This window comes from Streptomyces sp. NPDC058872, assembly GCF_042743065.1.
Taxonomy (GTDB): Bacteria; Actinomycetota; Actinomycetes; order Streptomycetales; family Streptomycetaceae; genus Streptomyces.
In genome coordinates this window covers 33256-58928 of record NZ_JBHYMK010000024.1, presented here as the reverse complement: position 1 = coordinate 58928, position 25673 = coordinate 33256, and the positions used below count along the sequence as shown (strand labels likewise).

23 protein-coding genes are annotated in these 25673 nt (G+C 72.3%); 6 read left to right on the top strand and 17 right to left on the bottom strand.

Annotation, left to right across the window (positions count from 1 at the left end; translation table 11 throughout):
- The first annotated feature begins 62 nt into the window (after positions 1 to 62).
- Entirely contained in the window at positions 63 to 1172 is a 1110-nt protein-coding gene (locus tag ACFW22_RS17645; protein ID WP_386404857.1) for a protein kinase, read from the top strand.
- A gap of 71 nt (positions 1173 to 1243) precedes the next feature.
- Here ACFW22_RS17645 and ACFW22_RS17640 read toward each other — a convergent pair whose 3' ends face one another.
- The gene (locus ACFW22_RS17640; protein ID WP_386404854.1) at positions 1244 to 1525 is read right to left on the bottom strand and encodes a hypothetical protein; all 282 of its coding nucleotides are present in this window, start codon (positions 1523 to 1525) and stop codon (positions 1244 to 1246) included.
- A 189-nt stretch (positions 1526 to 1714) separates the two neighbouring features.
- On the opposite strand from ACFW22_RS17640, the gene ACFW22_RS17635 reads away from it, so the two are divergent.
- Positions 1715 to 3553 carry an alkyl/aryl-sulfatase gene (locus ACFW22_RS17635; RefSeq protein ID WP_386404851.1) on the top strand — a complete coding sequence of 613 codons (1839 nt, stop codon included), beginning with the start codon at positions 1715 to 1717 and terminating at the stop codon, positions 3551 to 3553.
- A gap of 39 nt (positions 3554 to 3592) precedes the next feature.
- Here ACFW22_RS17635 and ACFW22_RS17630 read toward each other — a convergent pair whose 3' ends face one another.
- The 3 genes from ACFW22_RS17630 to ACFW22_RS17620 form a co-directional block, all read right to left on the bottom strand.
- Entirely contained in the window at positions 3593 to 4600 is a 1008-nt protein-coding gene (locus tag ACFW22_RS17630; RefSeq protein WP_386404848.1) for a YdcF family protein, read from the bottom strand.
- A gap of 95 nt (positions 4601 to 4695) precedes the next feature.
- Positions 4696 to 6087, bottom strand: a complete 1392-nt coding sequence (locus ACFW22_RS17625) for a tetratricopeptide repeat protein (protein ID WP_386404845.1) — start codon at positions 6085 to 6087, stop codon at positions 4696 to 4698.
- 289 nt (positions 6088 to 6376) lie between these two features.
- Positions 6377 to 7219: a class I SAM-dependent methyltransferase gene (locus tag ACFW22_RS17620; RefSeq protein WP_386404842.1), complete on the bottom strand. Its 843-nt coding sequence runs from the start codon at positions 7217 to 7219 to the stop codon at positions 6377 to 6379.
- A 71-nt stretch (positions 7220 to 7290) separates the two neighbouring features.
- On the opposite strand from ACFW22_RS17620, the gene ACFW22_RS17615 reads away from it, so the two are divergent.
- Positions 7291 to 9114 carry a prolyl oligopeptidase family serine peptidase gene (locus ACFW22_RS17615; protein ID WP_386404839.1) on the top strand — a complete coding sequence of 608 codons (1824 nt, stop codon included), beginning with the start codon at positions 7291 to 7293 and terminating at the stop codon, positions 9112 to 9114.
- 24 nt (positions 9115 to 9138) lie between these two features.
- Positions 9139 to 9879, top strand: a complete 741-nt coding sequence (locus ACFW22_RS17610) for an SURF1 family protein (protein WP_386404836.1) — start codon at positions 9139 to 9141, stop codon at positions 9877 to 9879.
- A 51-nt stretch (positions 9880 to 9930) separates the two neighbouring features.
- On the opposite strand, the gene ACFW22_RS17605 is transcribed toward ACFW22_RS17610, so the two are convergent.
- The 7 genes from ACFW22_RS17605 to ACFW22_RS17575 form a co-directional block, all read right to left on the bottom strand.
- Positions 9931 to 11022: a hypothetical protein gene (locus tag ACFW22_RS17605; protein ID WP_386404833.1), complete on the bottom strand. Its 1092-nt coding sequence runs from the start codon at positions 11020 to 11022 to the stop codon at positions 9931 to 9933.
- Positions 11023 to 11315: 293 nt separating this feature from the next.
- A complete protein-coding gene (locus ACFW22_RS17600; protein WP_386404830.1) occupies positions 11316 to 12056 on the bottom strand; it encodes a SigE family RNA polymerase sigma factor in 741 nt (246 codons plus the stop codon).
- A gap of 262 nt (positions 12057 to 12318) precedes the next feature.
- Positions 12319 to 13377, bottom strand: a complete 1059-nt coding sequence (locus ACFW22_RS17595; protein WP_386404826.1) for an aspartate-semialdehyde dehydrogenase — start codon at positions 13375 to 13377, stop codon at positions 12319 to 12321.
- Positions 13374 to 14654, bottom strand: coding sequence for an aspartate kinase (locus ACFW22_RS17590; RefSeq protein WP_386404823.1), 1281 nt, complete (start codon positions 14652 to 14654; stop codon positions 13374 to 13376). The genes ACFW22_RS17595 and ACFW22_RS17590 overlap by 4 nt, the downstream gene beginning before the upstream one ends.
- 350 nt (positions 14655 to 15004) lie before the next feature.
- Positions 15005 to 15673, bottom strand: coding sequence for a DUF5063 domain-containing protein (locus ACFW22_RS17585; protein WP_386404820.1), 669 nt, complete (start codon positions 15671 to 15673; stop codon positions 15005 to 15007).
- A gap of 47 nt (positions 15674 to 15720) precedes the next feature.
- Complete coding sequence (gene recR / locus ACFW22_RS17580) at positions 15721 to 16320, bottom strand: recombination mediator RecR (protein WP_384871225.1); 600 nt, start codon at positions 16318 to 16320, stop codon at positions 15721 to 15723.
- A 71-nt stretch (positions 16321 to 16391) separates the two neighbouring features.
- Entirely contained in the window at positions 16392 to 16727 is a 336-nt protein-coding gene (locus tag ACFW22_RS17575) for a YbaB/EbfC family nucleoid-associated protein (protein ID WP_386404991.1), read from the bottom strand.
- Positions 16728 to 16993: 266 nt separating this feature from the next.
- Between ACFW22_RS17575 and ACFW22_RS17570 the strand changes: the two genes are divergently transcribed.
- On the top strand, positions 16994 to 17698 hold the full coding sequence (locus tag ACFW22_RS17570; protein WP_386404988.1) for an SLATT domain-containing protein: 705 nt from the start codon (positions 16994 to 16996) through the stop codon (positions 17696 to 17698).
- An 82-nt stretch (positions 17699 to 17780) separates the two neighbouring features.
- Here ACFW22_RS17570 and ACFW22_RS17565 read toward each other — a convergent pair whose 3' ends face one another.
- The 6 genes from ACFW22_RS17565 to ACFW22_RS17540 form a co-directional block, all read right to left on the bottom strand.
- A complete protein-coding gene (locus ACFW22_RS17565) occupies positions 17781 to 18431 on the bottom strand; it encodes a hypothetical protein (protein ID WP_386404816.1) in 651 nt (216 codons plus the stop codon).
- Positions 18432 to 18555: 124 nt separating this feature from the next.
- The gene (locus ACFW22_RS17560) at positions 18556 to 19254 is read right to left on the bottom strand and encodes a GntR family transcriptional regulator (RefSeq protein WP_386404813.1); all 699 of its coding nucleotides are present in this window, start codon (positions 19252 to 19254) and stop codon (positions 18556 to 18558) included.
- A 68-nt stretch (positions 19255 to 19322) separates the two neighbouring features.
- On the bottom strand, positions 19323 to 20684 hold the full coding sequence (locus tag ACFW22_RS17555) for an aspartate aminotransferase family protein (RefSeq protein WP_386404811.1): 1362 nt from the start codon (positions 20682 to 20684) through the stop codon (positions 19323 to 19325).
- Between the two features lie 279 nt (positions 20685 to 20963).
- Positions 20964 to 21854 (bottom strand): glycoside hydrolase family 19 protein, encoded by an 891-nt coding sequence (locus ACFW22_RS17550; RefSeq protein WP_386404808.1) that lies wholly within the window; start codon positions 21852 to 21854, stop codon positions 20964 to 20966.
- 237 nt (positions 21855 to 22091) lie between these two features.
- Positions 22092 to 22742, bottom strand: coding sequence for an FMN-dependent NADH-azoreductase (locus ACFW22_RS17545; protein ID WP_386404805.1), 651 nt, complete (start codon positions 22740 to 22742; stop codon positions 22092 to 22094).
- 199 nt (positions 22743 to 22941) lie between these two features.
- Positions 22942 to 23883 (bottom strand): NADP-dependent oxidoreductase, encoded by a 942-nt coding sequence (locus ACFW22_RS17540; protein WP_386404802.1) that lies wholly within the window; start codon positions 23881 to 23883, stop codon positions 22942 to 22944.
- Between the two features lie 180 nt (positions 23884 to 24063).
- Between ACFW22_RS17540 and ACFW22_RS17535 the strand changes: the two genes are divergently transcribed.
- A complete protein-coding gene (locus ACFW22_RS17535; protein WP_386404799.1) occupies positions 24064 to 25662 on the top strand; it encodes a substrate-binding domain-containing protein in 1599 nt (532 codons plus the stop codon).
- Positions 25663 to 25673: the final 11 nt, after the last annotated feature.

The window sequence follows — 25673 nt, the reverse complement described above, 5'->3', positions numbered from 1 at the left end:
GGGCGGCTCTAGGCTGGTTCCCTTCCATCAGGTTGATCGATTGTCGAAAGGGTGGTCTCCAGGTGCTGGTCGCGGACCGATATCGGCTTCATGTGTGTATCGGCCGGGGCGGCATGGGCGAGGTGTGGCAGGCCACCGACGAGGTCCTGGGGCGCCCGGTGGCCGTGAAGTTGATGCTGGCCCAGGTAGCCGACCCCTCCGCCGGTGACCGGTTCCGCCTGGAGGCGCAGACCGCCGCACGGCTCAGCCATCCGCACGTGGTGGGCGTCTTCGACTTCGGCACCTGGGACGGAAAGCTCTTCCTGGTCATGGAGTTGGTGGAGGGCGACAGCCTCGCGGGAAGCCCTTCCCAGCCGCTGGTCCTGCCCGCCGAGCGGGTCGCCGTGGTCGCCGCCCATGCCGCTGCCGGGCTCGCCGCCGCCCACCGGCAGGGCGTGGTGCACCGGGACATCAAGCCGGGGAACCTCCTCGTCGATGCCGAGGGCACGGTGAAGCTGGCCGACTTCGGCATCGCCCGGTTCGTCGACGACCCTTCGGCCGCCCTCACGACGACGGGTCAGATCGTGGGCACGGGGCTCTACCTGGCGCCCGAGCGGGCCCTCGGCCAACCCGCGTCGCCCGCCTCCGACGTCTACTCGCTGGGCTGCGTGCTCTACCAACTCCTCACCGGAAACGCCCCGTTCCGGGCGGACACCGCGACCGCCCTGCTCTACCAGCACATCGACGCCGCACCGACGCCGCCCAGTCAGCTCGGGGTGTCCTTGTCCCCCGACTTCGAGACCTACTTGCTGAGCCTGCTCGCCAAGCAACCGGAGCAGCGCCCTCCTGCGCAGTCGATCGCGGACTGGTTCTCCGCCGGCAGCTGGCGCGCCTACCCCCGGGCCGCAGCACCGCGCCCCTCCCGCCCGGCGCCCCAGGCCGCCGGATCGACGCCCCTGCCGATGACCGCACCGGTGCACGCCGCCGCACCGACCCCCCCTCCCGCGAACAGGCCCCCCGCGCCGCGGAGCAGGTCCGCCGCCGCGCCCTCCGGCCGTCGGCGCGAGCGCACGTCGAGTGCCGGCAGCGGGCTCGCCGAGCTCTCCCGGCGCCGCCCCCGCAAGACCGCCGCGGTGGCCGGGGCGATCGCCTTCGTGGTCTTCCTGCTCATCGGGATGTCGCTGCTCTCCTGAGCCGCCCTCTTGAGGAGCCCTCCCGAGCCGCCCTCCCGAGGAGCGCCCGGCAGCAGCGCCCGGCACCCCCTTCAGTACGGTCGCGGTGCCATCACCTGCGGCGCCCCGCCGTCCACCGGGAGGAGCAGACAGCGCGGCACGCCGGGTCCCGGGGTCGCCCGTACGGACAGCGGGGTCGGCGGATCGGTCGGCAGCTCGACCTCGACGGTCACCGGCCGGTCGTCCCGGGTCGTGGCATGGCCGGTCTCCTTGCCGTCGACGAGCACCTCGACGACCGGGGTGTGGCCGGTCTGCACGGTCACGGAGACCGAGTGCCCGAGGTAGTCGATGTGGAAGTGGTGGCGTCGCCTCATGGGCCACCTCCGTACCGCAGGGGTGGTGCGCGCGTCGCCGGAAGGGCACGCGTACCTCCAGACTAGGTACGGTCCACCGCTCCCGCAGGGCCGGCAGGGGTCTCCGCGCCGACGTGCGGCCGTCGGGACCCGGTGGTCAGATGGTGCGGTACGCCGATCAGCGCCCGCGCGGAACGGAGCACCAGGCACATGAGCGACTCCCTGCCCTCCTTCGAGGACACGACCGACTTCGCCGACGCAGACCGGGGCTTCCTCGGCGCCCTCGTGCCCGGTGTGGTGAAGGCCGACGACGGCCGGGTGGTCTGGGACAACGACGCCTACGCCTTCCTCGACGCGGAGTGCCCGGACACCGCGCACCCCAGCCTGTGGCGGCAGGGCCGGCTCAATGCCCGCCAGGGCCTCTACGAGGTCACCGAGGGCATCTACCAGGTCCGGGGCCTGGACCTCTCCAACATGACGCTGGTCGAGGGCGAGCGCGGAGTGATCGTCATCGACCCGCTGATCTGCGTGGAGACGGCAGCCGCCGGGCTCGCGCTCTACCGGGAGCACCGCGGCGAACGCCCGGTCACCGGCGTGATCTACACCCACTCGCACGCCGACCACTTCGGCGGGGTCCGGGGCGTCCTGCCGCACGGCACCGAGGCGGGCGTGCCGGTCCTCGCGCCGGTGGGCTTCCTGGAGCACGCGATCAGCGAAAACGTCTACGCAGGCAATGCGATGACCCGCCGGGCGAGCTACATGTACGGCGTCGGACTGCCGACGGCGCCGGACGGGCAGATCGGCGTGGGGCTCGGGCAGAACACCTCCACCGGCACGATCAGCCTGATCCCGCCGACCCTGGACGTCACCGCGACCGGTCAGGAGGAGACCGTCGACGGGGTGCGGATCGTCTTCCAGCTGACGCCGGGCACCGAGGCCCCGGCCGAGATGAACTTCCTCTTCCCCGACCACCGTGCCCTGTGCCTGGCGGAGAACGCCACCCGCACCATGCACAACGTGCTGACCCTGCGGGGCGCGGTCGTCCGCGACGCCCGGATCTGGGCCCGTTACCTGGACGAGGCCGTGGAGTACTTCCACGGGAGGTACGACGTCGGCTTCGCCTCCCACCACTGGCCCACCTGGGGGCACGACGCGGTGGTGCGGTTCCTGGAGGAACAGCGCGACCTCTACGCGTACCTGCACGACCAGACCGTCCGGCTGCTCAACGAGGGGCACACGGGCGTCGAGATCGCCGAGCGGATCGAGCTGCCGCCCGCCCTCGCCAAGGCCTGGCACGCCCGGGGCTACTACGGTTCGCTGAGCCACAACGCCAAGGCGGTCTACCAGCGCTACCTCGGCTGGTACGACGGGAACCCGGCCCACCTGTGGGAGCATCCGCCGGTGGAGCTCGGGCGGCGCTACGTGGAGGTCGCGGGCGGGCCCGCCGAGGCCGTCGCCAAGGCCCGCGGGTACGCCGAGGACGGCGATCCGCGGTTCGCGGCGACCCTCCTCAACCACGTGGTCTTCGCCGACCCGGAGAACGAGGAGGCGAAGCGGGCCCTCGCCGAGGTGTACGACGAGCTCGGGTACGGGGCCGAGAACGCCACCTGGCGCAACTTCTACCTGCGCGGCGCCCAGGAGCTCCGCGAGGGCGTCACCGGTGACATGGTCGACATGACCAATCCCGAGATGTCGGTGGCCCTCACCGTCCCGATGCTGATCGACTCGATCGCCGTCGCGATCGACGGACCGCGCGCCTGGGACGAGGACCTGACGATCGACCTGGTCCTGACGGACGGTCCCCCGGAGGGGGGCGAACGACGGCGGCTGACCCTGCGCCACGGCGTCCTCACCCACCGGGCGGTCGACGAGCCGCGCACGCCCGCCGGGCTGGTCCTCACCCTCGCGAAGGTGCAGCTCCTCGGCCTCCTCGCCGGCCGGGACCTCCAGGAACTCGGGATCGGGGTGGAGGGAGATCCGGCGCTGCTCGCCCGTCTCTTCTCGTACGTCACCAAGCCCGACGCCCAGTTCCCGATCGTCACCCCGTGAGCGGGCCCGGGAGACCAGGACGGGCCGGACGGCACCTGCTCAGCGCACCCCCCACGCCAGGACCCCCAGCAGGACCAGCACCAGACAGATCCCGAAGTTGACCCCCTTGTACTGGAGGAAGACGGCGACGAACTCCCGCAGGGTCGCCGAGGGCCAGAAGTAGGCGGCGGTCGGCGAACCCACCACCTGGCCGTCCAGGCCCGCCTTCCGGGCCATCAGGGCGGCACGGAAGGCATGGAAGTTGTTGGTGACGATCACGCAGGAGGAGCCGGGGCGCTCGCGCTCCATCAACTCCTTGCTGAAGAGCATGTTCTCCTCGGTCGTGCGCGAGCGGTCCTCGCGCACGACCGCCGCGGCCGGGAAGCCGCCGTCGATCAGGTGGTCGGCCATCGCGTGGGACTCGGGCAGCTCCTCGTCGGGGCCCTGCCCGCCCGAGGTGATGAGGACGGGCGGCTCGCCGTCGCGCTCGGCGAGCTTCTCGTACACCTGCCGCCCGCGGTCGAGACGGCTCGCGAGCAGCGGCGGCACCCGACGGCCCCCGACCAGGCCGGAGCCGAGGACCACCACGTAGTCGGCGTCCCGCCGCAGCCTCATCCGGCCGTACAGGAACGCGTAGCCGACGAAGCAGACGAAGAGGAACGAGACGTAGCCGAGGACCAGCAGGGTGGTGCTCGTGAGCAGTCCCAGGACCGGCGAGCCGGTGAGGGCCGTCGCCACCGTCAGGGCCATCACCCCGAACATGCCGAGGCCGGCGAGGAGCGCGAGCAGGTTGGCCGGGCGCCTGCCCTCCTTGCGCACCATCTTCACGCCGTTCGCGCAGAGCAGCCCGGCGAGGACGACCGGTCCGATGCCGAGCACCAGCAGCAGGGCGACCATCACGGTCTCGGCGAGCCCGGGCCGGGTCTCGTCGATCCTCGCGAGGAGGCCGATCCCGAGGAAGGTGACGGCGAGACCGAGGTACACGGCGTTGCCGAAGCGGCGTCGGTCGCGCAGCACACCGCCCCCGAAGAGCAAGAGAAAGACGGCGGCCACGACGAAGGCGAACATTCCGGCATCGTAGACACCGGCGCGGACAGCGCGCGGCGCCCCGCCCCTCGCAACGGGTCCCGCACCCCGTCCGTCGCCATCCGTCGCAGCGGGTCCTACGCCTCGCCCGCCAGCGCGAACAGGCCGCGCCGTGCCCCCTCTTCGTACGCGCTCCGCAGCTCCGGATCGTCGAGCAGCGACCGGAGGGCCGTCTCGCTCCGGTTCCGGGTCACGGCGCAGTACTCCGCCGGTCGGTACGACTCGTCGAAGACCGAGGAGCGCAACAGGTCGACCGCGCCGAGCAGATGGGCCGCCGAGTCGCGCTTCCCCTCCATCACCCGCATCTGGGCGAGGAGTTCCGCCGCGCAGGCCGCGCCCGCCGCCGAACCGAGCCGCAGGTGTTCCCGCAGCGCCGTCCTGGCGTACTCGGCGGCCCGCGCCTGGTCCCCTTCCCACGCACCGAGTTCGGCCCGCACGTGGTACGACCAGGCGTCGGCGAACAGATCGCGGCCCACCCGGACCCATCGGCTCTCGCGGTCCAGGTCCCCCTCGTCCAGCGCCTCCTGCGCGGCCTCCGGATCGGACCGGCACAGGGCCAGTGCGAGGCCGACCCAGCAGGCCCGCCGGGTGGGGCCGAACTCCGGTTGCCCGTCCATCTGGTCCAGTGCGTCCCTGAACTCGGCCGCCGCCGCACGGGCGCGTCCCTGGTGGAGGGCCGTGGCACCGCGCAGATGGGCGAGGACAGCCAGGCACTGCCCGTCGCCGTCCCGTACGGCCGCCGCCCACGCGCGGGCGAGGAGCGGGTCGGCGTCCTCGGGACGGCCCGCCTCCAACTCCAAGAAGGCGGCCAGCCAGAGGGCGCGGGCGGACGGCGGCCCCGATTGCAGGTTGAGGGCGTGCCACAACCGGGCGCGGCCCTCGGCGTTCCTCCCGCAGGCCACCCACAGGAACCACAGGGAGACCACGATCTCGACGGACGTCCCGGCCTCGGTTCCCGGCGAGGACGGTGCGGTGGTCGGGTCCATGGCGGCCGCCAGGTCGGGCAGGTCCCGCAGCGCGAGGTCCCGGGCATCGAGCTGACGGCCCCGCTGCCACCAGTCGGCGGCCCGGCGGGCCACCTTCACGCACCACTGCCGGTGACGGAGCAGCACCGCCGGGCGTTCGCCGCGTGCGGTGAGCCGGCGGGCGCCCACGGCCCGCATCGGATGCGGCATCCAGTAGCGGGACGGCCCGGCCTCGCCGTCGAACAGGTCGTCCACGGGGAGCAGGGCGAGGGGGGCGAGGCGGTCCAGGGCGACCTCGACCGCCCGGGCGGACAGGGGGGCGGCCGCACAGACCTCGCGGACGGCCTCCCGGGCGAAGGGTCCCTCGAAGACCGACAAGCGCTCCCACAGCAGCCGCTCGACCGGCCCGCAGCCCTGGTAACCGTGCTCGGCCGCGGCGATCTGCTCCGCGCCGACGAGTTCGCCCCACAGGCGCTCGGTCTCCGCCGGCTCTCCTGCCGCCATGTGTGTCAGCCCCCGTGTCGCTCTCCCGTCCCCGCCGTGGCGACGGGGGACGGGCCCATTGAAAACCAGCCAGCTTCGCGGCCTGAACGCGTACGTCCTGATCCACATCCTGGGGCCTCCCGGCGCCGGGGCCCAGGGTTTTCGGGGGATCGGTCGAAGAGACCCGCGCACACCGGGGAATCCGCCCGACCGGAGGCGGTCACGCGTGTTCTGATGGATCGGTGGAATTCGCCGTGTTCATGATGCTGCCCGGCCTCGTCGTCCTGCTGACCGCGATCGCCTTCGCCGATCAGTTCCTGCGCCTGGCCGGGCGCGAGGCCTTGATCGAGTACATCAGGGGAACCCGGGGTCGGTCCACGGGAAAGCGGTAGTAGCCGTCCTCGTGCCGCTGGAGGGCACCGTAGCGGGGGAAGAGCGAGACGTCGTGCTCGTGCAGGAACTCGATGCGCAGGCCCGCCTTGGCGAGCGCCGTGACGACCGCGCCGACCGGGTGCACCCACTCCACGCTGCGGTTGTGGACGGTGACCGCGTCGAGGTCGGCGTACGTTCCCGGCGTGGTGTCCACCCATGGATCGCGGACGAAGTAGTCGTGCACCACCCGGCTGCCGGTCTCGTCGTCGAGGGAATCGGTCAGCGGATGGAACTCGGCCAGGTAGAGGAAGCCTCCCGGGGCGACGAGGGAGGCGGCGGTCTCGGCCCACCGGTCGATGTCGGGCAGCCAGCACAGGGCTCCGGTGCCGGTGTAGACGATGTCGTACGAGCGGTCCGGGACGGCCTCCGCGGCGTCGTACACGTCGGCGGCCACGAAGGCGGCCCGGTCCTGCGACAGGTCCAGGTCGGCGGCGAGCGAGCGGGCCGCCTCGACGGCCGGTTCGGAGAAGTCCAGGCCGACGACGCGGGCGGCGCCGCGGCGGGCCCAGGAGAGGGTGTCCAGACCGATGTGGCACTGGAGGTGGAGCAGGGAGCGCCCGGTGACGTCGCCGACCTCGGCGAGCTCGAACCCCCGCAGGGCGTCCTTGCCCGCGCGGAAGGAGTCGAGGTCGTAGAAGGCTCCCGCCGCGTGGATCGGGACGCGCTCGTCCCAGCGCGCGCGGTTGGCCTCGCGCCAGTCCTCGGGGGTCGGGGAGTACATGGCGGCGAGGTTATCCACAGGCTGAGGGGGGCGCGACCCGATTGTCGGCCGCCCGGAGCATGATGGGAGCCATGACCACGGAGAGCAAGCACATCGACGTCCCCCTGTGGGAGCAGCGTTTCCGGGCGCCCCGCGTCTCACTGCCCGAGTGGGCCGAGGAGGCACCGGACCGTTCGCTGTTCGTGTCGAACGCGACCGGGACGTACGAGTTGTACGCCTGGGACCGGACGAGCGGCGAGCAGCGACAGGCCACCGACCGGCCGAACGGGACGACGGACGGCATGCTGTCGCCGGACGGCCGGTGGATCTGGTGGTTCGCGGACACCGACGGGGACGAGTTCGGGGTGTGGATGCGCCAGCCGTTCGCGGGCGGCCCGGACGAGCCCGCCGTGCCCGGTCTCGCCGCCTCCTATCCGGCCGGTCTCGCCCTCGGCCGGGAGGGCACGGTCGTCGTCGGCCGGTCCACGGACGAGGACGGTTCCACGGTCCACCTGGTGCGCCCGGGGGCCACCGCACCGGTCGAGGTCTACCGTCACCGGGAGTCGGCGGGCGTCGGCGACCTGTCGCACGACGGCTCGCTGATCGCGGTCGAGCACACCGAGCACGGGGACGCGATGCACTCCGCGCTGCGCGTGCTGCGGGTCACCGACCAGGGGGTGGAGGGGGTGGCCGAGCTCGACGACACCAAGGGCGGTACGGAGGAGCTGGGCCTGGCGGTCCTCGGCTTCGCGCCGCTGGCCGGGGACACCCGACTGCTCGTGGGCCACCAGCGGCGCGGCCGTTGGGAGCCGATGCTCTGGGACGTGGCGACGGGCACCGAGACGGACCTGCGGCTCGACCTGCCGGGCGACGTGTCGGCGGAGTGGTACCCGGACGGCTCGGGCCTCCTGGTCGTGCACGGCTTCGAGGCCCGCAGCGAGCTGTGGCGGTACGAGATCTCGACGGGCGCCCTGGTCCGGGTGGACACCCCGACCGGTTCGGTGTCGAGCGCCACGGCCCGGCCGGACGGCTCCGTGGAGTACCTGTGGTCCTCCGCCGCCGAGCCGCCGGTGGTGCGCTCCACGGCCGGTGGCGTCGTCCTGGACCCGCCCGGCCCGAAGGCCCCGCCGTCCGTGCCGGTGGAGGACGTGTGGGTGGAGGGTCCCGGCGGCAGGGTCCACGCCCTCGTGCAGCGGCCGGTGGAGGGCGAGGGCCCCTTCCCGACGGTCTTCGAGGTGCACGGCGGCCCCACCTGGCACGACAGCGACGCCTTCGCGTCCGGCCCGGCCGCCTGGGTGGACCACGGGTACGCGGTGGTGCGGGTGAACTACCGGGGTTCCACGGGGTACGGCCGGGAGTGGACGGACGCGCTCAAGCACCGGGTCGGGCTGATCGAGCTGGAGGACATCGCAGCGGTCCGTTCCTGGGCCGTGGACAGCGGCCTCGCCGACCCGGAGCGGCTCGTCCTCGCCGGCGGTTCCTGGGGCGGCTACCTCACGCTGCTCGGTCTGGGCACCCAGCCGGACGACTGGGCGGTCGGCCTCGCGGCGGTCCCGGTCGCGGACTACGTGACGGCCTACGAGGACGAGATGGAGGCCCTCAAGGCACTGGACCGGACGCTCCTCGGCGGCTCCCCCGAGGAGGTGCCCGAGCGCTATGCGGCCTCGTCGCCGCTCACCTACGTGGACGCGGTGAAGGCCCCGGTGCACATCTCGGCGGGCGTCAACGACCCCCGCTGTCCGATCCGCCAGATCGACAACTACGTCGACCGGCTCGTGGCCCGGGGTGCGACGCACGACGTGTACCGGTACGACGCGGGCCACGGCTCCCTGGTGGTGGAGGAGCGGATCAAGCAGGTCGCCCTGGACCTGGACTTCGCGGCCAGACACCTGGGGACCCGGCCTGCGGGGGGCTGAGTCCGCTTGCGTACCGTGGGGGGCGTGTACCGGTTCCTGAGAACGCCCCGCTGGTGGGGGATCAACGCCTTCGTCCTCCTCGCGATCCCGTTCTGCGTGTTCATGGGCACCTGGCAGCTCGGCAAGTTCGAGGACCGCGTCGACTCCCACCGGGAGGCCGAACAGCGGCCGGCCGCGAGCGCCCTGGGGGCCGAGCCGCTGGAGTCCTTGCTGCCGGTGGACAAGGAGACCTCGGGCCGTTCGGCGCGGGCCAGCGGCCGGTTCGGGGAGCAGTTCCTCGTACCGGACCGCGAGCTGGACGGCCGGACCGGCTCGTACGTCCTGACCATGTTGAGGACGGACGGCGGCCGATCCCTGCCGGTGGTCCGGGGCTGGCTCCCCGAGGGCGCGGAGGTCCCCGCCCCGCCGACCGGCGAGGTGACGGTGGTGGGCGCGCTCCAGGCCTCGGAGAACGCCGGCACGAAGGGCGTCCGCACGGCGGGCGGGCTGCCCGAGGGGCAGCTCGGCATGATCAGCGCGGCATCCCTCGTGAACCTGGTCACGGACGACGTCTACGACGCCTGGATCACCCTCACGGACTCCCCCGCCGGGCTCACCCCGGTCCCGGCGGTGGCCGCGGCGGGCACGGGCTTGGACGCGAAGGCCTTCCAGAACCTCGGCTACACGGCGGAGTGGTTCGTCTTCGCCGGCTTCGTCGTCTTCATGTGGTTCCGTCTCGTGCGCCGCGAGGCGGAGGCCTCCCGCGACGAGGCGCTGGGCCTGTAGCCCTGGGGGCCGGGCGGGGCCCCGCGCCCGGTGGGGGCGGGGCCACTGCACTCAGGAGGCGGCCAGGACCCCGGTCCGGTAGATGGTGCCGGAGCAGGCGTTCGGAAGGGTCGCCGCGGCCATCGGCCCACCCGGCTCCGCGGTGTGGCTGACCAGGACGCTGCCCTCGGCCGGCGCCCCGTCGTCGAGGACGAGCTGGGGGCCGAGGCCCGTGCCGTCCTCCGCTTCGGCGGCCGGCCCGGTGCCTCCGGAATCCGTTCCCGCGCTCGTCTCCGGTGCGGCCGTCCCGCTCGTCGGGGTGGGCGTCGGGCTCGGCGTGACCGGCGGCTCGGACGGAGCGGTCGGGGTGGGCGTCGGCGTCGCACGGGGGCTCGGGCAGGTGTCGCTCGGCACCCAGACGAACTTCACCTCGTAGCCCTCGTTCGGCTTCAGCACGAGGGACGACAGCTCCTGCGAGGGGTCGGGCAGTCCGCTGCCACCATCCCCCGCGGTGTGGCGGACCACCGAGATCCGCCCCGGGTCCGCCGCCCCCCGGGCCTCGAAGCCGACGATGCCCGAGCCGTCGACCAGACAGTCCCGGTCGGAGACGTTCACCGTGCGGAAACTGCCCTGCATCCTGCCCCCGCTGCTGGGAGCCGCGGTGTTCACCGCAGTGACCGCGAGCTGGTCGACGGCGCACCGCGGGGTGCCGCTGGGCTTCGCGCCCGGCGCATCCGGCTGGCCCCCCTCGGTGGCACCGGTACCGGGCTGCTGCGTCTTCCCGGCCTGGGAATTGCCGTCACCGGGCCCGTGCGCTGCGCTGCTCGTGGGGGCCTCGGTGCTCTGGCCCCCTTCGGTGCCGGTCTCGATGCCGGTACCGCCATGGGACTGCTCGCCGTGGCCGGCGTTCACGGGGTTGGCGGCGGAGATTCCGCCGGACGCGGCGACGTGCACGAAGGCGGGGACGGCCGTGCCGATGAGGACGGCGGCAGCAGCCGCACCGACGACCACCTGCCGCCTGCGGGCGCGCCGGGCGGGCACGGCACGGCGGAGGTGCTCCAGCGAGCCGAGGGAGGGTTCCATGCCGCCCACCGCGTCCTGGAAAAGCCGCCGCAGCGCGAGCTCCTCGTCGCCCTCGCCGGGCCCGGGCTCGATCTTCACCATGCGCTGTCCACTCAGCTCGTCACGTTCTTCCAGGGCATCCTGCTCGTCTGCGGCGGGGACGGCAGCATGACGCCCGCCCTCCCCCGCCGCGCCCCCGTCACACACCGTTTCCACAGCGTGTGCCGTTCCGGTGCCACACACCGTCTCTGCGCCATCGGCCTTCTCGATGTCACACACCGGCTCCGTGCCACGGGCCGGATCCCCCTCGGGCGCGCTTGCGGCGGCACGCCTCTCGGGGACGTCGTCGCCCTCACGGCCTTCGTGGGCGACTCCGTCCCTGTCTGATCGCTGGCTCACGTGGTCGCTCCCATGGCGACGCGCAGTGCCGCGATGCCACGCGAGCCGTAGGCCTTCACCGAGCCCAGGGATATGCCGAGCGTCTCCGCGACCTGGACCTCGGTCATGTCGGAGAAGTAGCGCAGGGCGAGCACCTCGCGCTGGCGCCGCTGGAGTCCGCGCATGGCCTTGATCAGGTCCTCGCGCTCCAGTTGCTCGTACGCCCCCTCCTCCGCGCTGGCCATGTCCGGCATCGGCTTGGACAGCAGCTTCAAGCCGAGGATGCGGCGGCGCAGTGCGGACCGGGAGAGGTTCACGACGGTCTGCCGCAGATAGGCGAGCGTCTTCTCGGGCTCGCGCACCCGCTTGCGGGCCGAGTGGACGCGGATGAACGCCTCCTGGACGACGTCCTCGCAGGAGGCCGTGTCGTCGAGGAGGAGCGCCGCGAGGCCGAGCAGCGACCGGTAGTGGGCGCGGTAGGTCTCCGTCAGGTGGTCGACGGTGGTGCCGGTGGTGCCGGTGGCCGCTGCGGCCGTCTCGGCGCTCTTCCGGGGCCCGGGGATGCCGTCCACCCCGGCGGTGCGGGATTCGGTGGGCACGGGTGCGATCACCGGCATGCCGCCGAATGCGCGCGGGCGCCGGGACGGCCGGACCGCGGAACCGCGCACGGGGCCGACGGCGCCGCTCCGCACGGGGAGCACCGCCGTGCCCGCGCGGCGCAGCGGGGCGATGGTCGCGATGTCGAGTACCTCTGCCACGCCTGTTGGACACGCGTCCCCCCCAAAGGGTTGTACGCGTCCGCCACGCTTTTCGACGACGATCCGTTCGTCCTCATGCGTAACCGTTCTCCCCCGATGCCCCCGTTTTCAGCGTGTCCTGCGCCACACGGTTGTGGGTGCGCGCAGAGACGCGCCCCGCCCGACTCTGGTTGCGGCACGGGGGAAATGCATCCTCGAACACGGCATCGCCGCAGTTCAAGAGGTATTTGACGCCTTTTTGCTCACAGAACGTTCACCGATCCTACAAAGCCGTGGCGATCGATTCGGCGATCTGGAGCGCGTTGAGGGCGGCGCCCTTGCGGAGGTTGTCGGCGCAGACGAAGAAGTCGAGCGCCCTCTCGTCGTCCATGGAACGCCTGACCCGACCGGCCCAGACGGGGTCGGTGCCGACGACGTCGACGGGGGTGGGGAAGTCGCCCGCCGCCGGGTCGTCACAGAGCACGACGCCGGGCGAGGTCGCCAGGACCTCGTGGGCGCGCCCGACCGGAACGGGGCGTCCGAAGCGGGCGTGCACCGAGACGGAGTGGCCCGTCACGACGGGCACCCGGATGCAGGTGGCGGCGATCCGCAGGGCGGGGAGGTCGAGGATCCGGCGGGTCTCGTCGCGGACGCGCTCCTCTTCGGAGGAGGCTCCGTCGGTGCCGGGGGTGCCCGCCCAGGGCAGGACGTTGAGGGCGAGGGGGCCGGGGAAGGGTCCGGTGTTCTCCCCGACGACGCGGCGCACGTCTCCGGGGTGGGTGCCCAGGTCTCCGTCGCCGGCCACCAGGCCGAGTTGGGCCCGGAGCGCGTCCACGCCCGCCTGCCCGGCGCCGGCCCCGCCGGCGGCCTGCTGGGCGGTGACGACCAGTTCGGAGAGGCCGAACTCGGCGTGCAGGGCGCCCACGGCGACGACCAGCGCGAGGGTGGTGCAGCCGGGGCTCGCGACGATGCCCCGGGGACGGACGCGGGTCGCGTGCGCATTGATCTCGGGGACGACGAGCGGCACGTCGGGATCGCCCCGGAAGGCCGCGGAGGTGTCCACGACGACGGCGCCCTTGGCGGCGGCGATCGGTGCCCACTGCTCCGCGACGGCCTCGGGGACGAGGAGGAGGGCGAGGTCGACGCCCTCCAGGTTCTCCTCGTCCAGTGCGAGGACCTCGCACTCCTCCCCCCGCACGGAGGCCTTGAGGCCGACCGAACGGGAGGAGGCGAGGAGACGGATCTCACCCCAGACGTCCGCGTGGTGCGTGAGCATCTGGAGCATCACCGAGCCGACGGCTCCGGTCGCACCGACGACCGCGAGCGTCGGCTTCGGCGTCATCGACCGGTGCCTCCGTAGACGACGGCCTCGTCCGAGTCGCTGTCCAGACCGAAGGCGGTGTGGACGGCGCGCACGGCCTCGTTGACGTCGTCGGCGCGGGTGACGACCGAGATGCGGATCTCGGAGGTGGAGATCAGCTCGATGTTCACGCCCGCGTCGGACAGCGCGCGGAAGAAGTCCGCGGTGACGCCGGGATTGGTCTTCATTCCCGCGCCGACCAGGGAGATCTTGCCGATCTGGTCGTCGTAGCGGAGCGAGTCGAAGCCGATCGCGGTCTTCGCCTTCTCCAGCTCGTCGATGGCCTTGTGGCCCTCGGCCTTGGGCAGGGTGAAGGAGATGTCCGTCAGACCGGTGGAGGCGGCGGACACGTTCTGCACGATCATGTCGATGTTGATCTCGGCGTCGGCGACGGCGCGGAAGATGGCCGCGGCCTCGCCCGGCTTGTCCGGCACGCCGACGACGGTGATCTTCGCCTCCGAGGTGTCGTGGGCGACACCCGAGATGATGGCCTGCTCCACCTTCTGGTCCTTTGCGTCGGAGAGCGGTTCGTTGCTGACCCAGGTGCCCTGCAGCCCCGAGAAGGAGGAGCGGACGTGGATCGGGATGTTGTAGCGGCGTGCGTACTCGACGCAGCGGTGCAGCAGCACCTTGGAGCCGGAGGCGGCGAGCTCCAGCATGTCCTCGAAGGAGATCCAGTCGATCTTCTTCGCCTTCTTCACCACGCGCGGGTCGGCGGTGAAGACGCCGTCGACGTCCGTGTAGATCTCGCAGACCTCGGCGTCGAGCGCCGCGGCGAGCGCCACGGCGGTGGTGTCGGAGCCGCCGCGGCCCAGCGTGGTGATGTCCTTCTTGTCCTGGGACACGCCCTGGAAGCCCGCGACGATGGCGATGTTGCCCTCGTCGAGGGCGGTGCGGATGCGACCCGGCGTGACATCGATGATGCGCGCTTTGTTGTGAACCGAGTCGGTGATGACACCGGCCTGGCTGCCCGTGAACGACTGGGCCTCGTGACCCAGGTTTTTGATCGCCATGGCCAGCAGGGCCATGGAGATCCGCTCTCCGGCGGTCAGCAGCATGTCGAATTCGCGTCCGGCAGGGATCGGGGATACCTGCTCGGCGAGATCGATCAACTCGTCCGTCGTGTCGCCCATCGCGGAAACCACGACGACCACCTGGTGGCCGTTCTTCTTGGCGTCCACGATCCGCTTGGCGACGCGCTTGATGCCTTCGGCATCGGCAACGGAGGAGCCTCCGTACTTCTGCACGACAAGGCCCACGTGCGCTCCTCGCTCAGTTTGTGCCGCAGCCGGCGCTGCGATCGCCTCAGTTTATCGAGGGCCCCGGAAACGCCAGCGTGATATCGCATGCTGAGATGAGGTGCTCGGAGAGTGATCACATGAGCCGATCTCCCGCCCATCGGACCGCCTCCGGGCCCGGGCCCGGCCGCGGATTCACCCCGGCCGCAGGCGCCGAGGGCCCTCCGCCCCGGCCCGCGGAGGCCGTACCGGTGCCCCGGCCGGACGGATGAACGGCACCGGCCCCCGCCGCCGGAGGGGCGACGGGGGCCGAGGGGCCGGGACGCGCGTGTCGGGCGCCGCCCCGGGAGGGGTCCGGGCCTTGCGGTCCGCTACTTCCGGACGGTGCGGGCCCGCAGGCCCAGCGGGGCGGCGATCTCCTCCAGCATGACGCGGCCCGCCTCCTCCGCGAGGTCGTCCTCGGTGAGGTCCTCGTCCGTGTCGAGGCCGTCGAGGGCCGCGAGCGGCTGGTCGAGGCGGACGTGGGACACGAGGGACTGGAGGGCGCGGAGGGTGGCCGAGGCGGTGGGGCCCCAGTTGGAGAAGTACGAGAACTGCCACCACCACAGCGCCTCGCTGGTGCGGCCCGCCCGGTAGTGGGCGAGGCCGTGACGCAGGTCGGTGATGATGTCGGCGAGGTTGTCGGAGATCCGGGCCGGCACGGGGGCCTTGCGCGGCTCGTAGGGGTCGAAGACCTCGGAGAAGACGTCGACCGGGTCCAGGATGACCGCGAACCGCTCCCTCAGCTCGTCCACGTCCGGCTCCGGGCCCGTGTCCGGTTCGTAGCGCTCGTCGGGGACGATGTCCTCGTGCGCACCGAGCCGGCCGCCCGCGAGGAGCAGCTGGGAGACCTCCAGGAGCAGGAAGGGGACCGCACTGTCCGGCTCGTCGCCCTTGGCGACCTCGGTGGTCGCGACGATGAAGCTCTCGATCGAGTCGGCGATCTGGACCGCGAAGTCGTCCGGGTCCTGCGTGACGGAGTGCAGTGTGGCGTCAGACATCGAGCAGCCTCCCTGAGAGCGCTCGGGGGAGCGCGCCGGCCCTGTCGTCATACATCTAGCAGCCTCCGCCCCTCGAAGGCACGGCCGAGGGTCACCTCGTCGGCGTACTCCAGGTCGCCGCCGACCGGGAGACCGCTGGCGAGCCGGGTGACCTTCAGCCCCATGGGCTTGATCATCCGCGCCAGGTACGTCGCGGTGGCCTCGCCCTCCAGGTTCGGGTCGGTCGCGAGGATCAACTCGGTGACCGTGCCGTCCGCGAGCCGCGCGAGCAGTTCGCGGATGCGCAGGTCGTCCGGGCCGACGCCCTCGATCGGGCTGATCGCGCCGCCGAGGACGTGGTACCGCCCCCGGAACTCGCGCGTCCGCTCGATCGCCACGACGTCCTTGGGCTCCTCGACCACACAGATGACGGCGAGGTCGCGGCGCGGGTCCCGGCAGATGTTGCACTGCTCCTGCTGCGCCACGTTGCCGCAGACCGCACAGAACCTGACCTTCTCCTTGACCTCCAGGAGTGCCTGCGCGAGCCGCCGGACGTCGGTGGGCTCGGCCTGGAGGACGTGGAAGGCGATCCGCTGCGCGCTCTTGGGACCGACGCCGGGCAATCTGCCCAGTTCGTCGATGAGGTCCTGAACCACGCCTTCGTACAACGGAACGCCCTTCTCGGAGGTGCTTGATTCCTACGGTAGTGGCTGGAAACCAGCCTTAGAAGGTGTACGGGTCAGAAGCCCAGGCCCGGCATCCCGCCCATGCCCTGCGCCAGCGGACCGAGCTTCGCCTGCTGGAGCTGCTGGGCGTTCTCGTTGGCGGCCTGGACGGCGGCCAGGACCAGGTCGGCCAGCGTCTCCGTGTCCTCCGGGTCGACGGCCTTGGGGTCGATCACCAGGCCGCGCAGTTCACCGGAACCGGTGACGGTGGCCTTCACCAGGCCGCCGCCCGCCTGGCCGTCCACCTCGGTCGCGGCGAGCTCCGCCTGGGCCCGGGCGAGGTCCTGCTGCATCTTCTGGGCCTGCTGGAGAAGCTGCTGCATGTTGGGCTGGCCACCACCGGGGATCACGGTCACTCACTCCTACGGGTCTTCGGACGTCGGTACGCCGAGCCTACGTGCTTGCCGACCGGGGTGCCGACGCAACACTTTCGAGTGAGAAACTGCGGGCTCCTCTACCTGATCAACACCCTCTTGCGGGCGGAGATCCCGGGATTCCGGGCCCATCGCCCACCATTCGGCGGTAGGAAGGGCAGGCACCACGTGCACCGCACGTCACAGAAGGACACGAGCGCTGAGCTGAACAGAGGAGTCCCCCGGTGAGCCAGCAGCCGGAGATGCAGCCGCCGGGGCAGCCCGGGGGCGACGTCCAACGTGATCTGACCGGTACGCCGTTCCCCCTGGGCGACTGGGGAGAGCCGGCCGAGCGGCTCGACGAGCTGTACCGCTGGGTCGAGGGCAATGCCCTGCGCACCATCGAGTGGTACCTCTCCGACCGCGTCTGGAAGCGCCGCTGCGCCCGGATCCTGCGGGTCGGCACGGCCGTCGGAGTGATCGCGGGCGCCGCGCTCCCGCTGCTCGACCTGACCGGGGCCGCCGAGGGCACCGCCGGCTGGGGCTACCTGTCGTTGCTGCTCGGTGCCGCCTGCATGGCCTGTGACCGGTACTTCGGGCTGACGTCCGGCTGGATAAGGGACGTGGCGACGGCCCAGGCCGTGCAACGCCGACTGCAGACGCTGCAGTTCGACTGGGCCTCGGAGAGCGTCCGCGAGGTCCTGGGTCCCACGGAGGGCACCGCGAGCGAGGCGGCCGAGCGGTGCCTGGGGGTGCTGCGGCGCTTCTCGGAGGACGTGACGGAGCTGGTCCGGGCGGAGACCGCGGACTGGATGGTCGAGTTCCGCTCGGGTCCGGCGCCGCTGGCGCTCCAGTCGGTCGGCGTGGTGCCGCCCCGGGCGGAGAGCCCGCCCCCCTCGGGCCGTTTCCCGCTGCCGCCGGGCACGCGTCCGAACATGCCGCGCCAGCGCCCCCCGGAGACGCGCTAGACCGTGCCCGGAGGGCTCCGACGGGTTCGGGCACGGCCGGGGTCCCCGAGCCCGTCGGAAGGCCTCCGGGGCGTCCGGCGCCTCAGCTCAGGATGATCATCGATCCCTGGGCCAGGCTCCGGGTCGCCGCCGCGTGCAGACCCAGCCAGACGTGTCGTTCCCGTGCGAAGGGGTGGTCGCCCCGGGGGACGGCCGCGGCCGGCTCCTCCAGGGTGGTCGGCCGCTCCGGCGGCTCGGGGGCCGCCGGCGGGTTCGCCGGGTCGATTCCGATCGCCGGCGCCACGAACTCCAGCTCCCGCAGCAGCCCGTACGAGGAACCGAGCGGGCCGCCGCCCTCGAGGAGTTCGTCGCTGGCGAGCGGCACCGGGAAGTCCACCGGCACGTACGCGCCGGCATGGTCGTAGTGCCAGACCAGGTGCGACTGCTGGGCGGTCGCCTCGAACATCTCCAGGAGCTGCTCGTAGTCCCCGCCGAGCTCGCCGACCGGCTCGACCGGTAGCCCGCACATCTGGAGCAGGTAGGCGCGGCGGAGGAAGTGCAGGGCCGCATAGTCGAAGCCGGCGACCGGAGCGACGTCGCCGGAGAGCCCCGGCATGTACGCGTAGACGGGCACGGTCGGCAGGCCCGAGGCGGTCAGCACGGCGTCGTAGGCGGCGATCTCTTCCGCGAAGGGGTTGTCGGGGCTGTGGCACAGCACGTCGACGAGGGGGACCAGCCACAGGTCACAGGCCAAGGGAGGCTCGCTCTCCGTCAGTTGCAGGGACGGCCAGGGTAGTCGGCCGGGCCGACGAGGCCCACCCGTTGGGGACCTGCCCCCTGCGGCCCGGGCTCAACCCGGCCCGGTGCCGCGATGCGGATCACCCCGCCCGCCGTTCCAGGCGGTCCGCCCATTCCATCGAGTGCGCGTTGTAGTCCCGGACGACCTGGACGGCGGCTCCGGCGTCACCGCGGGCGATCGCGTCGACCAGGTCCACGTGCCCGCCCCAGAGCCAGCCCAGGAGGTCCCGTTCGGAGCGCAGGTGGGGCACGGAGAAGACCCAGGCCTGGACGCGGAGCCGGTGGAGGAAGTCGGCGAGGTACTCATTGGCGGCGACCAAGCGGCCCAGCTCGCGCCAGTAGCGGATGTCGTAGCCGATGAGGACGTCGAGGTCACCGGCGCGGGCGGCACGGGCGGCGGCCTCGCCGCGGCGGCGCACCGAGACGAGCGCGACCCCGATGCCCCGTTCGGCTTCCGGGGCTGGGGGCGTCGCGGGCGCGTGCCGGCGGAAGATGCCGTCGACGACGAGCATCCGGGCTTCGACCATGCGCCGGTAGTCGTCGACCGAGTACTGGTGGACCCGGAAGCCGCGGTGCTGGTCGGAGTCGAGGAGGCCCTGTGCGCAGAGGTCGACGAGCGCTTCCCGCACGGGCGTGGCGGAGACCCCGTACTGCTCGGCGATCTGCTTGACGGTGAATTCCCGGCCCGGCTGGAGACGGCCTGCGAGCACTTCGTCACGCAGCGCGTCCGCGATCTGCTGTCGCAAGGTGCTGCGGGTGACAGCTCCGCTCGCGGGCATCGTTTCGGTCCCCTCCGTCCGGTTCCGGACACCCTAGTCCAGACGGAAGGGACCTCTCCGTTCCGTGTTTACGCGGTGTGCTCGTCGGCCACCGAGAGGGCCGCGTCGAGGGCGGCGAGGCCCTCCTTGACCTCGGCCTCGGAGACGTTGCAGGCGGGAACCGCGTGGGTGCGGTTCATGCTCACGAGGGGCCAGAGGCCGTTCTTCTTGGCGGTGTCGGCGAAGGCGGCCATCGGCGCGTTGGCCTCGCCGGCCGCGTTGTACGGGACGAGGGGCTCGCGGGTCTCCCTGTTCTTCACCAGGTCGAGGGCCCAGAAGACGCCCATGCCGCGGACCTCGCCGACGGACGGGTGGCGTTCGGCGAGCTCGCGCAGCCCGGGACCGAGGACGTTCTCGCCGATGTGGGCGGCGTTCTCGACGACCTTCTCCTCCGCCATCACGCGGAGGGTGGCGACGGCGGAGGCACAGGCCAGCGGGTGACCGGAGTAGGTCAGGCCACCGGGGTAGGGCCGCTTGTCGAAGGTGGCGGCGATCTCGGCGTTGATGGCGACGCCGCCGAGCGGCACGTAGCCGGAGTTCACGCCCTTGGCGAAGGTCATCAGGTCGGGCACGACGCCGAAGTGCTCGGCGGCGAACCAGGCGCCGGTGCGGCCGAAGCCGGCCATGACCTCGTCGAGGATGAAGACGATGCCGTACTTGTCGCAGATCTCGCGGACACCGGCGAGGTAGCCGGGCGGCGGGGTCATGATGCCGGCGGTGCCGGGCACGGTCTCCAGGATGATCGCGGCGATCGTCGCCGGCCCCTCGAAGGCGATCGTGTCCTCCAGGTGCTGGAGGGCCCGGGCGCTCTCCTCCGCCTCGGTGGTGGCGTAGAAGGGCGAGCGGTAGAGGAACGGCGACCAGAAGTGCACGACGCCCGCGGAGGCCGTGTCGGAGGGCCAGCGGCGCGGGTCGCCGGTCAGGTTGATCGCCGTGGAGGTGGCGCCGTGGTAGGAGCGGTAGGCGGAGAGCACCTTGGTCCGGCCGGTGTGCAGCCGGGCCATGCGGACGGCGTTCTCGACGGCCTCGGCTCCGCCGTTGGTGAAGAAGATCTTGTCCAGGTCGCCCGGGGTGCGCTCGGCGATGAGGCGTGCGGCCTCGGAGCGGACGTCCACGGCGAAGGAGGGCGCGAAGGTCGCGAGCTTCCCGGCCTGCTCCTGGACGGCGGCGACGACCTTGGGGTGCTGGTAGCCGATGTTGGTGTAGACGAGGCCGCTGGCGAAGTCGAGGTAGCGGTTTCCGTCGTAGTCCCAGAAGTACGAACCCTCCGCGCCGGCGATGGCGAGCGGGTCGATCAGTCCCTGTGCGGACCAGGAGTGGAAGACGTGCGCGCGGTCGGCGGCCTTGACGGCCGCGCCGGCCTGGGGATCGGGTTCGACATGAGGGGTCATGCACCGAAGGGTAAGGAACCGCAGGTGGGACCGGCCATGAACATCTTGTCCACCGAGACCGCGGCGGACCCGACACGTTGCCGGGCCGTCTCGCCGTCCGGGCGGAAGGGCCTCGGGAAGCGGGAGGGAGGGGGAGCCGGAAGCCGCGCGGGAGGGAGGGAGCCGCGCGGGAGGGAGGGAACCGGGAAGCGGGCGGAGCACCCGGGCCGCCCCGGTGGTGCGGGAGGGGCGGCCCGCAGTCGTGCGGACCGCCCCTCCCCCGTGTGCGGGGAACCCTGATCAGCAGTACAGGTTCGACCCCGCGGGGACGCCCAGGACCTGGGTGAACCGCTGGTAGGTGGTGACCCGGCTCTGGACCTGGGCCGGGTTGCCGCCGTTGCACTCCAGGCTGCCGTTGATGGAGCGGATGGTCTCGCCGAAGCCGGCGCCGTTGACCATGGCGTTGTGGGCGGTCATGGTGCCGGGACCGTTCTGGGTGTTCCAGTACCAGAGCCCGGTCTGCATGGCGACGGCCGGGTCCTGCTCGACGCGCCAGGGGTTGTGGAGCAGGTCGATGCCGAGTGCGTCGCCGGCGGCCTTGTAGTTGAAGTTCCAGGAGAGCTGGATGGGGCCGCGGCCGTAGTAGGCGGCCTGGCCGGCGGGGCAGCCGTAGGGCTGGCTCGTGTCGCAGTAGTGGGGGTAGTTGGCGGTGTTCTGCTCGACGATGTGCACGAGGCCGCCCGTCTCGTGGGAGACGTTGGCGAGGAAGGCCGCGGCCTCCTGCTTCTTCACCGTGTCGCTGCCGGTGGTGGCGAAGCCGGGGTAGGCGCCGAGGGCGGCGGTGAGGCCGGCGTACGTGTAGAAGGGGTTCCGGTTCGGGAACATCTGGTTGAACTGGGCCTCGGAGACGACGAATCCGGAGGGGTTCGGGTCGGTGCCGCCGCCACCGGTGCCGCAGGCGCCCTCGTCGCGCCAGACGTCGGAGGAGCCGGGCCGCTCGTTGAGGGTCCACCACTTGGCGTACCAGTTGTGGCCGTTGTACGAGGCGGTCATGCCGCCGGTGTAGACGCTGCCGGAGTTCCAGGCGCCGACGCAGGCCGGGGCGGCTCCGGCCGAGGCGACGGGGAGGAGTGCGACAAGGCCGACGGCCGTACAGAGCGCGGCCATCAGGGTGACCAGTTTGCGCAGCATGCGTGCTTCCTTCCGGGTGGGGTCCGGGCGGATTCCGGGCGGGAAGGCACAGCGAAGCGGTATTGGTCTGAACCTGTCAAGGTCTAGACCAAAACATGGAACGGATGGGGCCCCACGGGCGGATGTGGCCACGACGCCACCCCCACGGACCGCCCCGGTGCCGCAGGAGCGCGGGACGGCCCCGCGTCCACCGCGGGGCCGTCCCGGAGCGGTCCCGTCCCCCGACGGGACCGACCGCTACGCGACCGGCTGCAGCGCCGGCTCCTGCGCGAGGGCCTCGACGGTCGCGAGGGCCTCGGCGCGGGAGTCCTCGAACAGCGGGACGAGCTCGGCCATCGCCGGAACGAAGGGGGCCATGGTCAGCTCGGGCAGGACGAAGGTGACGTCCAGGCCGAAGCCGTCACCGAGGGCCTGTCGCAGATAGCCCTCGACGTGGTCGTTGCCGTGCTGCGGGGTTCCCTCGCGGTAGGAGCCGCCCCGGCTGGCGACGACGACGGCCCGCTTCCCCGCCAGCGAGGGGTGCTCGGTCAGCGCGGTGCGCCCCACGACGAAGACGTGATCGATCCACGCCTTCAGGGTGGAGGGGATCGCGTAGTTGTACATCGGGGCGCCGAGCAGGATCACGTCCGCCCGCTCGGCCTCCTCGACCAGCTGCCGGCGCAGCGCGAACGCGGCCTGCTCCTCGGTCGACCGGTCGGCCGGGGCGGTGTCGTCGGCGTAGTAGGCGGCGGCTCCCAGATGGGGGATCGGGTCGGCCGCGAGGTCGCGGTAGATCACCGCACCCCCGGGGTGCGCCGCCTCCCACGCCTTGCGGAAGGCGGCGGCGACGGCACGGGAGTGGGAGTTCTCACCGTTGAAGGACGTGTCGATGTGCAGCAGGGTGGCCATGGCTCCGTCTCCTGGTTTTCACGGTCCGTGTTCTCGGCAGGCAAGGGAAATCCTGCTTCCTCAACCAAAGTTGAGGTCCAGCGACTGTGACTCGGATCACGACGCCCCTCGCGTCCCGCACGCCGAAACGCCGAACCCCGAGCGACGGCCGGGGCGTCGCTCGGGGCGAGGGAAAACGGAGGATGACGGGACGATCGGGTCAGATCATCAGGATGATCCGGCCGGGTCGGTGCCCCGCCTCCGCCCTGCGGTGGGCCTCCGCGACCTCCTCCAGGGGCATCACGTCCGCCACCCTGGTGATCAGCTCCCGGTCCGCCACCTTCCGCAGGCTCTCCGCGAGCCTGGCGGCGTCCGGTACGGCCCGAACGGCCTCGACGCGGACGTCACGTTCGGTGACCGGCACCCGGTCCGGGGCGAGCGCGGCGAACACGCCGCCGTCCTTCAGCGCGGGAAGCAGGGCGTCGCCGACGATGGCCCCGTCGAAGACCCCGTCCACGCCCTCCGGTTCGCCCGCGAGCACCTTCGCCACCACGTCCTCCGGAGTGCCGCGCGTCACCACCTGCTCCGCACCGAGGACCCTCAGCTCGGCCTCGTCGCCCTCGTGGGCGACGGCCACCACCCGCAGCCCGGCTGCCGAGGCGTACTGCACCGCCAAGCGGCCCACCACGGCGCTCGCGCCGGTCACCAGCAGCGTCGCGCCCGCCGGGAGCGCGAGCCGGTCGAGGCCCTGCTGGGCGGTGGCGGAGGCCAGCGGAAGGGAAGCGGCGACGGTGAAGTCCACGTCGTCCGGGACCGGGGCCAACCACTCCGGTTCGGCCCAGATGACCTCCGCGTAGGTGCCGTCGCCCGTCAGGGCTTCGAACCAGGGGTGGAAACCGGCCACCCGGGTCCCGGGTTCCATCCCGGGCACGGGGTCGAGCAGCCTGCCGGCGAAGTCCGTGCCCAGGACGAACGGCGGCTTGAGCGCGCCGACCGCGTCCGCGTACAGCCCCGCGCGGATCCGCAGGTCCGCCTGGTTCACTCCGGCCGCCTTCAGACGCACCCTCACCTTGCCCGGAACCTCCCCGGCCGCGGGCTCGGGCCGGCGGGCCATACTGAGCACCTCGGGTCCGCCGTAGGCGGTCACTTCGACGACACGCATGGGGTACTCCTCAGACGGAAGGCCCCCCGGTGGCCATTACACCCACGCTCCAGACGCCCGGCAACCCCTGTCCGTCCACCCGGGGAGGTGCTGCTGAACGATCTGAACGAACGGCGAAGTCCGCGTGGCGAGCCGCTACGCCGCCCCCGTCTTCGCACGGGCGTCCGTACCGTCCCGGCCATGGAGTGGATAACCGCAGAGAACGTGATCGCCGTGGGAACGGCCCTCGTCGGTGTCCTGGTCACGCTCGCCGTCGTCTGGATCGACCGGTTCTCACCGCAGCGCAAGCGGCTCGGCTACCGGGTGCAGCTCAACACCCCGCTCCACCGGGAGGAGAACCGCGACAGCGAGGTCATGACCGTGCGGGAGGGCCAGGTGGTGGGCATGGCCACGCCCGCAGACGGCTCCACCCTCGTCCTCCTGCGCATCGAGAACGACCGGGAACTCGACATCGGCTCCGAGGACTACGGGGCCGCCGCCGAACCCCACGGGCTGAAGGTCACCTTCGGCGAGCGGACCGTGCAGGGCGTCGTCGCCACCGTCTCGGCCGGTTGGGACTCCATCCGGGACGACCTGGAGCGCTCCCCCGCGCTCGGCCGGAGCGGCAACGCGGTCCTCGTCCCCAAGGTCGCCCTGGAGCGCGGGCAGTACTTCAAGCTGCTGGTCCAGCTCTCCGGCGGGGTGGCCGACCAGCAGGTCAAGATAGACGGGAGCCTCCAGGGCGGCAAGATCCGGCGCAACAGGAGCGCTTCCCCGGATGACAAGCCCGCCCGCTTCAGCCCGACCGCACGGGCCGTCACCATCGTCCTGACCACCTGTGTCGTCGCCCTGGCCGCGATCATCGTCAGCGAGCGGACCCCGCCGCCGATCGGCTGCGCCCGGGGCCGGGTCACCCTCACCGGGTCGACCGCCTTCGCCCCCGCCCTGCGGGAGGTCGCGCGGCAGTACGAGAAGGACTGCGAGGGCTCGACGGTGGCCGTGGACGTGCACGGCTCCACCGCCGGCACCAGAAGGCTCGCCGAGGCGGGGGCGAAGGCCGGGAAGGGCTCGCCGGCCCTGATCTCCTTCTCGGACGGGCAGAAGCCGGGCGGTTTCCCGGAGCTGCGGGAGACCACCGTCGCCGTCTCGCTCTTCACCCTCGTCGTCCACGACGGAGTGCCCGTCGAGGACCTCTCCCTGGAGCAGGTGCGCCGGATCTACCGGGGCGAGATCACCGACTGGGGCCAGCTCGTCCCCGGCGTCCACCAGCCCGTCCTCCTCATCAGCCGGGACGCCAACTCCGGCACCCGGCAGGTCTTCCAGCGCCGCGTCCTCGACCGCAACGAACCCGCGAACTCCTCCCAGGACTGCCGGACCCTCGACGACCCCGCCTCACCGGTCATCCGCTGCGAGCTCGACTCCACCGAGCAGGTCCTGAGCACCGTCGCCAAGCTGCCCGGTGCCATCGGCTACGCCGAGCTCCGGGCCACCGACGGCCGGAAGGGCCTGCACCGGGTGGCCGTCGACGGACGCCGGCCCGTCGTGGACGAGCTGGGCGAGTCCGACTATCCGTACCGAGAGGTCGAGTACGCCTACACCTGGGGCGTGCCCCCGGTCGACTCCCTGGCGTCCAGCTTCCTCGCGTACCTCCGCTCGGGCCGCGGCCAGGACGTCGTCGGAGCCCACGGGCACCTGCCCTGCGGGACCCCGAAGGGGCTGTGGGCGTGCGGGGCGGATCGAGGGCCCACCGGGGCGGACGGGGCGGCCGGCGGGCGGGCATCGACCGGGGCGGCCGGCTGACCCTTCTGGCA

Bases quoted from the DNA above. Each gene is read 5' to 3' on its own strand.
- ACFW22_RS17640 (WP_386404854.1), bottom strand. From the start codon at position 1,525: ATGAGGCGACGCCACCACTTCCACATCGACTACCTCGGGCACTCGGTC.
- ACFW22_RS17635 (WP_386404851.1), top strand. From the start codon at position 1,715: ATGAGCGACTCCCTGCCCTCCTTCGAGGACACGACCGACTTCGCCGAC.
- ACFW22_RS17625 (WP_386404845.1), bottom strand. From the start codon at position 6,087: ATGGCGGCAGGAGAGCCGGCGGAGACCGAGCGCCTGTGGGGCGAACTC.
- ACFW22_RS17570 (WP_386404988.1), top strand. From the start codon at position 16,994: ATGCAGCCGCCGGGGCAGCCCGGGGGCGACGTCCAACGTGATCTGACC.
- ACFW22_RS17545 (WP_386404805.1), bottom strand. From the start codon at position 22,742: ATGGCCACCCTGCTGCACATCGACACGTCCTTCAACGGTGAGAACTCC.
- ACFW22_RS17585 (WP_386404820.1), bottom strand. From the start codon at position 15,673: ATGTCTGACGCCACACTGCACTCCGTCACGCAGGACCCGGACGACTTC.
- ACFW22_RS17555 (WP_386404811.1), bottom strand. From the start codon at position 20,684: ATGACCCCTCATGTCGAACCCGATCCCCAGGCCGGCGCGGCCGTCAAG.
- ACFW22_RS17535 (WP_386404799.1), top strand. From the start codon at position 24,064: ATGGAGTGGATAACCGCAGAGAACGTGATCGCCGTGGGAACGGCCCTC.
- ACFW22_RS17560 (WP_386404813.1), bottom strand. From the start codon at position 19,254: ATGCCCGCGAGCGGAGCTGTCACCCGCAGCACCTTGCGACAGCAGATC.
- ACFW22_RS17620 (WP_386404842.1), bottom strand. From the start codon at position 7,219: ATGTACTCCCCGACCCCCGAGGACTGGCGCGAGGCCAACCGCGCGCGC.
- ACFW22_RS17630 (WP_386404848.1), bottom strand. From the start codon at position 4,600: ATGTTCGCCTTCGTCGTGGCCGCCGTCTTTCTCTTGCTCTTCGGGGGC.
- ACFW22_RS17540 (WP_386404802.1), bottom strand. From the start codon at position 23,883: ATGCGTGTCGTCGAAGTGACCGCCTACGGCGGACCCGAGGTGCTCAGT.
- ACFW22_RS17605 (WP_386404833.1), bottom strand. From the start codon at position 11,022: ATGGTGAAGATCGAGCCCGGGCCCGGCGAGGGCGACGAGGAGCTCGCG.
- ACFW22_RS17550 (WP_386404808.1), bottom strand. From the start codon at position 21,854: ATGCTGCGCAAACTGGTCACCCTGATGGCCGCGCTCTGTACGGCCGTC.
- ACFW22_RS17615 (WP_386404839.1), top strand. From the start codon at position 7,291: ATGACCACGGAGAGCAAGCACATCGACGTCCCCCTGTGGGAGCAGCGT.
- ACFW22_RS17595 (WP_386404826.1), bottom strand. From the start codon at position 13,377: ATGACGCCGAAGCCGACGCTCGCGGTCGTCGGTGCGACCGGAGCCGTC.